Source organism: Paenibacillus taichungensis (assembly GCF_003287275.1).
Classification (GTDB): domain Bacteria; phylum Bacillota; class Bacilli; order Paenibacillales; family Paenibacillaceae; genus Paenibacillus; species Paenibacillus taichungensis_A.
In genome coordinates, this window is sequence record NZ_QEVW01000027.1 from 1 (window position 1) to 10,553 (window position 10,553).

The following is a 10,553-nucleotide window of genomic DNA, read 5'->3' on the forward strand; positions in this document are numbered from 1 at the left end:
GGATTTGTCCTGGACCATAGGTGTAAGGGTAGAAAGTTCAGCAGCTCCTGTGGCTCTATCAGAGATAAGCCCTTGAGCAACTAATCGATCATTTGTGGCCATAACATCTGAACGCTGCTGAGTTGATAAGTATGGGGCAAGCCGTGAAGATTCCTTGTAATAATCCCCTACACCGCCGAACACTGCATCAGACATGCCGCCACCCAACACCAACCCGCCACCGAGGGCAGCAAGCCCGGATATTTTGGCAGAGATGTTATCGACCAGGGGACTGATTTGATCGTCGGCATGTAGTCTTACATGGGCATCAGATACACCCTTTACCTCAGCATCTGCACGAGACACAGAACGACGGAAGTTCTCGGCGCTGGAACGTGCCCGTCGGAATAAGTCCCCGACCACAGCATGACCGAGCTGCCTTGTTTCGTCTGCAGCTCGTCCAACCTGGGCTCCAAGATCACGAGCCGACTCCCCAGCACGATGTATGGACGATGAAAACTCACTCCCCATACGATCTGCAGCACGGCGAAGACCACCAACATCGTCTTGCGTATTTCTAAGCCCGCTCTGCATACGACGCAGCGTACCAGATACGAGATCCCTTGCTTCAATAGGTACGGTTATTCTACTGGCCGTAGCCATATCTCTCACCCCCTCCCTATTTCTTATTGAGCTTCTTCATTTCTTCTTCGGCCAACATCGATGCGGCCAAACAAAAATGATACTGCCTGTTCCGATTTACTTCATACGGCAAGACTTCGGAAGGTAACTTCTTCTGGTTGATCCAAAAGGATGCTATCCAGCTTGCTTCGCCGTCTCGCCGGATGAGTTTTTTGCTTCTTTAAGCAACTCTTCCTTTGTTTCTTGGAAGTTACGAACCGCCTTAGCCAACACAGCATAGTGATCAGGGTTGTTTAACATACGTGGCGGTAACTCGTTTTTGTTCACGCAATTGTACGCCTTCAGAAGTTCAATGTTTTTCCAATCGAAATCATGCTCTGTTGCTTTTACTATCATGGCATCAATGTCATTGAACGACCCTTTTTCTGTGCCATCATCGTTATATGCTGCCTCATAAGCTCGGCGCAGGTCCATAGTGGTCAGACGACGCACAGACCATTTTTCCCCATCCACAGGCACTTCAATTTGTTCTGGTTTGGCCGCTTCTGTACCGGCTGCCAGATATTTTTGTAATTTGTCGCTCATTATGATTCCTCCAATATAATTCGTATATTTTTCAAACGAAAAGGGAGCGCCGAAGCGCTCCTATGCCATGTAATCCGGGAATTTCTCTACAAATTCGAAATCCGTAGCTGTGCCCTCCAACGTGATATCAATACCAGTATTGCTGTCGATCTGGGCAACCAAGATGTCCATGTTGCCGTGGATATGAATCCCAGTCAAAAGGACCCGTTCTGTATTCCCCGTTTGCATGTCTTCCAAAGAACCAGTGATGCGATCGAGGAACATAGTCTTACCAGCTTTAAAGTCCTCCAACAGACGATAACGCATCCTAGATTCCAGTTTGGACATGACCAGTTTAACCGGGATTTCATAACCCACAATTTGTTTAGTCTTCGCCATTCGGCGAGCTCGGACAATATCCAATGTTTCAGGATTCAGTGTAACCTCAATTTCTTTAATGGTTTGAACAGCATCCCCGTTATCGTCTTCACAAGAAAGATTCCGGCCAATAAGTTCGCGTTCCAATTATGCCACCTCCCATGTAATGTAAAATGCTTCAATAGCATCAAGCGGTTTAGCGAACAGTTTGAAATAGGCATAATCGAAGTCACTCACGTTGTTTGGATCTTCTACAAATGTGTATCCTTCATCAATCGCCTTCTGGCTCCTGCGGATCGCCAGATATTCCAGCACAGCAGCAATAAACATACCCCGGCCATCCTTATCATTATCAAGTTTGGCCTTCCACTTCTTGGCGGTGGAATAGATATCGTTCAGCACCTGGTCAATTGTCATGGAAACACGGATTTTGCCGAAGTCCTCACGTTCTCCTGCTCCCATCGTGGTCAGCGTGTTCACTGCTGATTCAATGATATAGTCATATCCATCACGCGTAGCCATCAGAGTGCCTTCAGCCAAGCCTTTAATAACCTCGCTATGGCTCCAATCAATGGCAGCCTGAATCATTGGTACCTTAACCCCTGTGAAGGACTTATTCGCAGGCGTACCAGCCATCAGACCAGCCACCCATGCAGCCCATTGCACTGAGTTGTACGTTTTCCCATTGGTGTGTGTGCCAGCAAGTGAACAATTGACGATGTACCGCGCGTTCATAGCTCGGCTACGAACATTATGCTTATCAATGTCGGTATCATCCAGTGGAGGGCCAGCAACGACCAACTGAGCGAGTTTGCGGGCCTTCATCCGGCGATCCAGTAGCCATTGTTTTGCAGCCGCTTGGACAGCTGCGTCAGTGGAAGGTAAATAGAACACATCGAAAGTGAGGCCATCCACCCGATTAAAAATACGACTCCAGTCGGACGCTGTGATTGTTGCAGTGCCAGTTATTGCACCTGTTAGCGGTGTATAAGATACATCTGCCCAGGCAACTGTCCCCGCAGACTTAAACCGGACCATACTGGACTTCTTCAACGCTTCTTCAGCTGCAGTCTTATCAGCCACCGTGTATGTCTCCGTATCATAAATCCCTTTGGTGTCACGGATGATGATTTCCTTTTTGGCCGCATCCACCAAGCTGGCCCGGATCATGTACTCAAAATCGTTACCGCGTAAACCAGGATAACGCGCTTCGATGGTGTAGCTATCAGTAACTGTGACAGCAGCAGTCTTTTCAGATCCATTCGTCACGCGGTACCCGACTACGGTTGCCCCTGTTTCGGATGCCAGTTCCAACTCATCCACCTGCAGACCGCTTTCCTTTAATCGTTCGGAAGTGTCCGCCATATCAACAGCTTGGTTGACTGCCCCCCACTCCGCTTGATATGGGATCAGCACACGGCCAGTTACTGGCACTACCCTTGCTTTGGCCAAAGCGATCAACTCAACGTATCCCCCTGGTCTAACCCTCTGAATCGACATTCAACGATTCCTCCTTCGTTACAGCTGGTCGCAAGTATGCATCCAGTCGATTTTGTACTTCCTGCTGCGATAGCAGTGTATCGGCTTTACAATCAAAAAGGGCGCCCGCCACCTCAAAGCGTTCATGCTTCAAGGCGGCTGCACCCTCAATCCATTCTTGCTTGGTACGCTTGTTCAGATCTTCCTGGACAGCGGCAACAAGCCTTTCCTTTCGTGTTGTGCTCATGGTATGAGCTCCTTTCCTTCATATCCGATATGGAATTCATTAATCTTCGGTACCGGAGCCTTTGGCACTGACAGAAGATATGAATACCTGCAGGTGATTTCAACCCGATCCTTTTCAGGTCGGTTGCGTGGTGGTTCCATAACGAGTGCAACACCAAAGCGTTTCGAAGCGTAAAGGTATTTTTTTTGGCGTAAGAATGTGAAAAACGGAGCCAGATCAAAGGGAATAGGTTCACCTTCGTCTTCCTCCGTCACACGTTCCTTGTCAAAATGGAACACCAGCCCCACATCTTCGACTATCCGGTTAGCACGCGGGCTATTAACTTTATCTGATACAAGATCCGTCTCAATAAAAACAGAAGGTGTATCAAAGTTTCCGGCCAGCCACTGTGTCCGGTCCCGCAAGATCGTCAGGTTCGGATAAACACGCCTTACAATCTCAGCCCAAGCCTTCAAGCCTGCATCCATCAGCGCAACACCCTTTCCATTTCTTTGTCCAGGCGTTGTATGATGAGCTGATTCATCCCGCCTTCAAATTGGGCTACAGCAATATCAAAATACTTCCGACCGATGAAGCTACGCGGCTTGGCCATAAATCCACCTTTGGCATTTCGGTCATACACAAAAGACCCACCGCTGTTCCAATACCCCGGAACAAAGTGAGCCTTATGAATTGTATAGCCTTCATTGATCAGACGGGGATAACCCCATTCACTTTGTTTGGATGAACCCGATCCCAAATCGGAACCGACCTCCAGTGTGATCGCATTTCGGTCCACGTCCCATTCCCATACGTTACCGTCACCGCCACGAGTGAATGAGTTCCACATCAAGCCCGTATCAATCAGGCCTTGCCGATCAATCTCGTCAATAATGTGACTTAACAGGCTCTCACCCATAGCCTCGGCAATATTGGTCAGGACTTGCTTCATTCCTTTGTCGGCCAGCATTCTGAAACGCCTAGCCATCCCGTCAAAGTCGTTAACGATCATTGCCCTTCACCTCACACGTGACCAACAATTCACGCCAATAACGGCGCGGATCAGAATCAATAACCAAGTAGCGCCGTCCAAAGAGGACAACTTCGTCACTAACCCGAACGTCAGCTGTCTTCGGAACACCGATTGTCTTTTTGACGATGTACATCACGGGTTTGGCATCAGCCTTGTCGGAAGTTTCCGTCTTGATGATATGACATTTGAGGTCCGCAATCTTCCCGCTCTTCCGATCATTAAACAGATCGTCACCATCACGATTGCTGCCCACCCGGTAGACAGCAATCGGCGTTTTAAATCGGTGATTCACAGCAAATAGGCCGTGATGTTGCCATCGTCCGGCCCTTCCTGTTGTTTCTTCACCCACAAGAACAGGATCGCATCCACGTCCGGGTTCCCCGTGGTCTTCCCTGCGATGGCCTGACGTGTGTATGTCCAAGCCCCGTCACTCTCAGAAGCATAGTTCCGGGCGACGGAAGCAAGGTATTCCTCGCTATCTTGCAGAGAAAGCCCTTCGGCCAGCTTCACCCATGCAAGCATAAGCTGCCGATCCACTTCTTCGGGGAATGGAATAGGCAAATACAATTCAATTCGCACTTGTGCATCATCAATATACTGTTCCAACTGCTCCGTTTCAGCTTCCTGAATTGGTGCAACCCGACTGCGAGTCTTAAGAAGTTGGGGCGTTAGCATAAGGATCATCCTTCTGCGGCAGAGCTGCCAGTGCATCGGTCAGTTCTTGCTTGTTCATGGATGAATACCCTTTGATACCCGCAGCCTTTGCCTGCTCCTTCAGCAAAGTTAGGTTTGGTCCATCGTCCTTGCCACTATCGTCAGCTGGTGGAGCTGGGTCAGGTTGAATGTCTTCAACTGTGAAGTGTTCTTCCTGACTCAGCTTTTCCGCGATCTCAGCATCAACCAGAATAGGCTTGCCCGGTACGAAACGATGGCCATATTTGGATATTGACGTGTTTTTGCCTGTGAAGGTCACCTTACGCATTAGAACGTCACCCCTTCCGCAATTGACACAGCGCCCGGCTCTTCAAAGATGGAATCGTAGTCAGAATGGATAGCATAGAAGCGTTTATCCTCGTAAATTGCTTCCTTACCTTCAGTCGTCTTACGGATTTGCATGTCATAAGTGTTCACCAGAACAAAATTATCGTGATACGTGAAAATTACGACACCTTCAGGCATGTGCGCGACTTCTTCAACATCATAAGAGTTGATCTTTTTCACGCCACCCATAATTTGCAACTGAATGGATGCGCTAGTGTCCTTCTCGGCCAACTTCTCCAACCGCTCGGAGAACGTGTTGGGGTGCATGAAGTATTTAAATTCACCTGCAGCACGCAAACGTGTCGGTACAGCACGTTCCAGTTGAAAGAAGATCCCGATTTTCTTTTCGTCAGGCAGTGTTGCCCAATCTACGAGATTTCCTTCTGCCTTAGCTTTCTTCAACCATCCATTGTTGATTTTCAAGAAATCATAATCTGGATCAGTGTTTGGTGTAGATGTATCACCATTAAAGCCAAGATCCTGCATGTTATCCGCGTAGTTCTTAGTCATAGCTGTCATGATGATATCCTCAGCATTTTGGCCACGCACGCGTTGCGTTTGACGGATGAACTCTTCGGTAATCTCAAATGCCAGCACAACAGGTGCAACAGCATATGGCACTTGAGGGAACGTTGGGCGTGTAATCTTACTTACTGAGTTGTTTTCCACCTTACCTCGAAGATTCCGACCAGTTACCCCGATTTTATCAATAGTTCCCTTAGAACTTGTACGGGTAACTGTACGAATACCTTTCAAGAATGAAGTGGATTCATAAGCCATTTGCAAAAAGGCATCAACTTGCTGATAGTTAAGAGCTGGCGAATCCATTGATGTAACAGTAGTAGATTTGATAACTTGTCCATTGGTTCTCATATGTTTATTAGTCTCCCTTCAAATTTGAACTACAGCAAGCCGCTGAAGCTTACGCTGCCATCAGCTTTGTGAATATTTTCATCCTGGGCGCCACCTTGAGCAGATCCACCGCGGCTGTTTTTAACGATTTGCACATCAGCAGCCAACGTGGTCATTTGCTCAGTCAATGGAGCGAGAGCCTTGGCAATGGCATCAGTCACTGCATCAGCTTCTGGATTAGCGCCTGTTCCCGCATTCGGTGTTCCAACGTTAGGATCAGGATCACCCTCACCTTCTTGTTTCTTCAGTTCAGTTACATCAGCAGCCAATACTTCCATTTGTTTAACAATAGGTCCAACAGCAGCCTGAACGGCTTTTGCAATATCTTCTGGTTTCAAATCGTCTTCCTCCTCTTGCCCCTCATCATCTGCAGGAGCTGTTTTGTTTTTAAGATCAGTCAGTGTAGCAATAGCATCATCAATGTGCTGCAGATTGCTGGCAGAAATCTTTTTGCCTGCTTTGACAATAGCTTCAGGCGGTTTGCCTATCGCCTTCACGATGTCTTCCTGCACCAAAACGTCCTGGGCGATCTCAACAAAATCCTGTAAAGCATCACGAATAACTTCGGGATCTGTTTCCATTCCCGATTCCCACGAGTCCCAACGGAACAAGACATCATTCAATGCATCTTGCGCCGCCCAAAACTCACGTTTCTTACGATTTTTGTTGTATTTGTCAGCAACAACACCTTTGATGATCGGTGCCACCGCTGTGTTAATCGCCTTTTTGATGGTCTGCATGAGTCCCTTAGAAACTACCTCTTCCTCTACTTCCTCACGTTTACCCACGCCAAACATTGAAAATCCTGTGATGTCGCCCTTTTGGATTTCTTCCCAGGCATTATCATCAGTCACCTTCACACCAGCGACCCATGAACCCTTTGCAATTACTTGGTCGCCAATCTCCATATCACATGGGGCAATATATGATTCGACCACATAGCCCTTGTCAGCGTCCAAATCATGTTGCTTATCGATGTTGTAGGTGTGCTGGTTCTCCATGAACAAGTGAGCTGCCTTTTCGATCTCGACAGCATCCATCATGTCACCATGGACATCTTCGACATCAGGCTGATATACCACACCAATAACGATGTGTTGCGTGTCATCCACCTTGGCAATTTGGACTTGCTTTTGAATAGCATTCTTGCCCGCTGCTTTGATAATGGCAAACGGCACACCATTAGCGCCCTTATCTACCAGCGACAAGTGCGTAATCTTTGCGTCCTTCATTTTGTAGGTCATTTCTTCTCTCACCTCCTTCCAGGAATAATTGCATGGCTAACAGGCATGACCACAACAGCACCATACCAACGCTTCTCATATTCAGTTCACCTCACTAATCAAGTACCAGTTGCATCGTGCAACGGCAATTTATGATTTCCTTTGCTTCACCCGCAGGATCACCCGGATACATCAGCTTACTTTTGCCCACTTTAAACGGCTTATCCAGATCCACGACTTGACCATTTGCCTTGCGGTGAGTCTTTCGGGTTCTCGTGCCGGCAGCAGAACGCCATTTCTTACCCTTGGCAATCTCGGATTGCTTCCAACCTTCTAACTTACCTCCATTAGCTGCTGCCGTGCTCATGGTTCGGGAAACGCGTTGCGCTCGTTGCATCGAAAAGGGTCCATCTTCACCAGTAGCAGCTATAGCGCTGATCTCCTGCACAAGTAAAGCCCGCTCGGAAGGTGTATTCCCTTCCTCGATCGCCTTTTCGAAGCTACGAAGGAGCGTATCCATTGAAGACTGATTCATATCGGGTACCAGGCTGCCGATCTCCTTCACAAACTGCTTGGCCGCTTCGTTGCCTATGCTCCATGTCTTCTCATCGTTGAGCTCAAGCAATTCGGACTCGCCAGCCAAGTCAAACAGCGGTTCAAAAGCTTCCTGCACCGCTGTTTCAAAAAGATCAGCAAAAACATCAGTTGTATGCAAACCAAGAAGAACGTTACCCAGCTCGCCTATATTTCCTAACGCTTCCTCGCTTAGTTCAGCTATTGCATCCTGAAGGGCTTGCCCCTGAAGCTCAAGAATCTCCATGATCCGATCCTCGCCTTGCTTGTACAACTCTTCCAGCAGCTTACGTTCCACATATGACAATTCCAAACTATCAAGAAACTCATCATCATCAGCTTTGACAATCAATTCCCAACAGGCTTCACACATGAGCGCCCACCTCAGCAGTTCCTTTCCTCAGTAAACGCTTGGCAATAATCGATACACGCTCCTGCAGGTCGTCAGCGTCACCTGTTCCCTCCGGATCAAGGATAGCTGGTTGACTTCCTGCCAATTGTGCAATTGGCGTATCAAGGTATTCCGGGCTGAACTTGCTTTCATCGATCGTCGTACCCAAAACGTCTTCTGCAATTGGGATCAAGTCGCGGACCAACATAATGCCGCGGTCAGCGATAAAGTCGAGCATTGCCTTACGATCTGCTGGATCAATGATGCTTGGTGCCCGAAGCACCGCCTTAACTCGGAAGATTCCCATGGCCGGGAACAATCGCTTGTTGAATATCTCATTCATGATCCATTTACGGTAAGGCTCAAAAACCTGTTCCTCAGCAAATTGCAGCGCTGCTTGAGCTGTCGCCCGGTTATAGTCGGAACTTTGTCCAACAAGGATTGGCGGCAATCGGAAGGATGACAAGATATCAGCCTTCTTTTCCTTCCCATAACCCAGGAAGAGGGCATCCTGTTGCAGCAAGTCATTCAACTTGTCCATCTTGATGGATACCTTCTCAACCTTTTCGTCCAGTGGGCCGCCTGTCTCTTGCCCTTTGGCTTCAAGGTAAAGAATACCGCCTTGAGATTGAGATCCTTTGACCTTGCTCAACAACTCCATGGATTGTTGAGTGAGTCGCCCATTAGTCACAGTCAGTATCATTGAGAGCATCCGACCATTCGAGAAATATGATACGTTCAATTCCTCAGCTTCACGTGAGCCAACCACACCAGGCGCGTTACCAAACCAACGGGGTTCACCGTAGGCCCCATCATTGCCGATCTTCAACGGAATGACCTGATTCTCATTACCTTCAGTACCGAACAACCGGAACCATACAACCGAAGTTCCCCGCTTCATTGCATAACGACGTGCGTAAATCTGTTGAGTGAATTCCTCGACCGTCTTGGTGGAACTGATCCGCCGTTTGCGTTTGATAGTCGCTGGATTACTTTCCTTGGTGTAGCGAACATACTTCGGGTCCATCCGGAAGATTGTCGGAAACTCGCTACCTGTAGGCCAAGAAACTTCCATATTGGCCATCCCCGTGCTTTCCAAATCCTCAATAAGTTGGCCAATGATCTCTTCAGGATTGTCTTCAAGATTGCAGGTTTCCAAAAAGCGTTCTGCACGGTTCCATTCTTCCTTGGCCGTTTCATCACTCTCACCTGGCAAATATTCCAGCGCAATGCCGTGGCCAGCAATATTGCGTTTGTAGGCCTCGATGCACTGGGGAATGATGTTGCTATTCTTCACAAGTTGTCTGCAGCTGGTCGGATCGTTACCCGGTTCGAATGACAACAGGCCATGACGATCGTATAAGCTGTCGAATACATCGGGAAGTTGGGCACTGGATGGAATGTGCTTTCCCTCTTCCTTCGCAAATGGAACCCATGATGCATTGCCTTCACTCAATTAAATCCACCCCGCTCCCCCATTGTGTTCTTCATGCTTCGATTCCTCCTGTTGCTGTTGTTTTTTCTTGAACCACTCAAACCATTTGTCAGCTACTTGTCTCACCTGCAGGGCAATGGAATACGCCATGATTCGGTCATCGTGACAGCCGCTGTCTGCTTCCGCTTTGCCTTTATTGTCGATGAACGTCATACACTCACCGAACAGTTCTGGACAGTAAATATCATAAAGCTCATCACGAATGGCCTCTTTGAAATCACTGATCATCACAGGACGGGTTGCTTTGTTGGTTTCCCAGCCAAGCTTTCCCTTCTTGTGAAGGAACAGCAGCGGGTAATGACATGTGTTGAACAACGTATTGAGAACAGATTCCCCGGTGTTGTTATTCTCAACTGCCAGCAATGCTATGTTGTAATACAAACCCAGCGTGTTCAGCTTCTTCCCGTACAAGTCTGTGTCCCATTTGCCGTGAAGAGCGGCGCACATTTCACCTGTACGTGCATCAATCACATAAGCAGCATCATAGTCCCCATCTTCGGTACCCTTGGCCGTATCGGCCGCTAAGATATACCGTTTGCCTTGTTCCGGCTGGCGATAGATGACCAGTTCCCCCGCATGAGCCGGGACAACCTTTTCTTTAACAAAATCAATTTCAT

13 protein-coding genes and 2 pseudogenes are annotated in these 10,553 nt (G+C 48.1%); all 15 read right to left on the reverse strand.

Translation table 11 applies throughout. From position 1 onward, the window contains the following. Positions 1-642, reverse strand: a pseudogene (locus tag DC345_RS29545) (tail tape measure protein); the annotation flags it as partial. A 153-nt stretch (positions 643-795) separates the two neighbouring features. After that, positions 796-1,206 carry a hypothetical protein gene (locus DC345_RS29550; RefSeq protein WP_062319527.1) on the reverse strand — a complete coding sequence of 137 codons (411 nt, stop codon included), beginning with the start codon at positions 1,204-1,206 and terminating at the stop codon, positions 796-798. A gap of 60 nt (positions 1,207-1,266) precedes the next feature. Beyond that, a complete protein-coding gene (locus DC345_RS29555) occupies positions 1,267-1,710 on the reverse strand; it encodes a phage tail tube protein (protein WP_113056178.1) in 444 nt (147 codons plus the stop codon). Next, the gene (locus tag DC345_RS29560; protein ID WP_113056179.1) at positions 1,711-3,063 is read right to left on the reverse strand and encodes a phage tail sheath subtilisin-like domain-containing protein; all 1,353 of its coding nucleotides are present in this window, start codon (positions 3,061-3,063) and stop codon (positions 1,711-1,713) included. Further along, positions 3,044-3,289, reverse strand: coding sequence for a hypothetical protein (locus DC345_RS29565; RefSeq protein WP_258530918.1), 246 nt, complete (start codon positions 3,287-3,289; stop codon positions 3,044-3,046). The genes DC345_RS29560 and DC345_RS29565 overlap by 20 nt, the downstream gene beginning before the upstream one ends. After that, entirely contained in the window at positions 3,286-3,756 is a 471-nt protein-coding gene (locus tag DC345_RS29570) for a hypothetical protein (RefSeq protein WP_258530919.1), read from the reverse strand. The genes DC345_RS29565 and DC345_RS29570 overlap by 4 nt, the downstream gene beginning before the upstream one ends. Then, complete coding sequence (locus tag DC345_RS29575; RefSeq protein ID WP_258530920.1) at positions 3,756-4,256, reverse strand: HK97 gp10 family phage protein; 501 nt, start codon at positions 4,254-4,256, stop codon at positions 3,756-3,758. Before DC345_RS29575 ends, DC345_RS29570 begins: the two co-directional genes overlap by 1 nt. A 13-nt stretch (positions 4,257-4,269) precedes the next feature. Next, on the reverse strand, positions 4,270-4,593 hold the full coding sequence (locus DC345_RS29580; protein ID WP_113056182.1) for a hypothetical protein: 324 nt from the start codon (positions 4,591-4,593) through the stop codon (positions 4,270-4,272). After that, entirely contained in the window at positions 4,590-4,976 is a 387-nt protein-coding gene (locus DC345_RS29585; RefSeq protein WP_090811574.1) for a head-tail connector protein, read from the reverse strand. The genes DC345_RS29580 and DC345_RS29585 overlap by 4 nt, the downstream gene beginning before the upstream one ends. Then, on the reverse strand, positions 4,954-5,283 hold the full coding sequence (locus DC345_RS29590) for a Rho termination factor N-terminal domain-containing protein (RefSeq protein ID WP_090811576.1): 330 nt from the start codon (positions 5,281-5,283) through the stop codon (positions 4,954-4,956). Before DC345_RS29590 ends, DC345_RS29585 begins: the two co-directional genes overlap by 23 nt. Beyond that, complete coding sequence (locus DC345_RS29595) at positions 5,283-6,215, reverse strand: phage major capsid family protein (protein ID WP_113056183.1); 933 nt, start codon at positions 6,213-6,215, stop codon at positions 5,283-5,285. Before DC345_RS29595 ends, DC345_RS29590 begins: the two co-directional genes overlap by 1 nt. Before the next feature lie 29 nt (positions 6,216-6,244). Continuing rightward, entirely contained in the window at positions 6,245-7,498 is a 1,254-nt protein-coding gene (locus DC345_RS29600) for an XkdF-like putative serine protease domain-containing protein (protein WP_113056184.1), read from the reverse strand. A 94-nt stretch (positions 7,499-7,592) separates the two neighbouring features. Further along, complete coding sequence (locus tag DC345_RS29605; protein ID WP_113056185.1) at positions 7,593-8,423, reverse strand: phage minor head protein; 831 nt, start codon at positions 8,421-8,423, stop codon at positions 7,593-7,595. Then, entirely contained in the window at positions 8,416-9,897 is a 1,482-nt protein-coding gene (locus DC345_RS29610) for a phage portal protein (protein ID WP_113056186.1), read from the reverse strand. The genes DC345_RS29605 and DC345_RS29610 overlap by 8 nt, the downstream gene beginning before the upstream one ends. Then, positions 9,898-10,553 (reverse strand): annotated as a pseudogene (locus tag DC345_RS29615) (DNA packaging protein); the annotation flags it as partial. It lies immediately after the preceding gene.

Excerpts from the sequence above, each read along its gene's own strand:
- DC345_RS29550 (WP_062319527.1), bottom strand. The coding sequence starts at position 1,206 with ATGAGCGACAAATTACAAAAATATCTGGCAGCCGGTACAGAAGCGGCC.
- DC345_RS29560 (WP_113056179.1), bottom strand. The coding sequence starts at position 3,063 with ATGTCGATTCAGAGGGTTAGACCAGGGGGATACGTTGAGTTGATCGCT.
- DC345_RS29565 (WP_258530918.1), bottom strand. The coding sequence starts at position 3,289 with ATGAGCACAACACGAAAGGAAAGGCTTGTTGCCGCTGTCCAGGAAGAT.
- DC345_RS29570 (WP_258530919.1), bottom strand. The coding sequence starts at position 3,756 with ATGGATGCAGGCTTGAAGGCTTGGGCTGAGATTGTAAGGCGTGTTTAT.
- DC345_RS29575 (WP_258530920.1), bottom strand. The coding sequence starts at position 4,256 with ATGGCTAGGCGTTTCAGAATGCTGGCCGACAAAGGAATGAAGCAAGTC.
- DC345_RS29585 (WP_090811574.1), bottom strand. The coding sequence starts at position 4,976 with ATGCTAACGCCCCAACTTCTTAAGACTCGCAGTCGGGTTGCACCAATT.
- DC345_RS29590 (WP_090811576.1), bottom strand. The coding sequence starts at position 5,283 with ATGCGTAAGGTGACCTTCACAGGCAAAAACACGTCAATATCCAAATAT.
- DC345_RS29595 (WP_113056183.1), bottom strand. The coding sequence starts at position 6,215 with ATGAGAACCAATGGACAAGTTATCAAATCTACTACTGTTACATCAATG.
- DC345_RS29600 (WP_113056184.1), bottom strand. The coding sequence starts at position 7,498 with ATGACCTACAAAATGAAGGACGCAAAGATTACGCACTTGTCGCTGGTA.
- DC345_RS29605 (WP_113056185.1), bottom strand. The coding sequence starts at position 8,423 with ATGTGTGAAGCCTGTTGGGAATTGATTGTCAAAGCTGATGATGATGAG.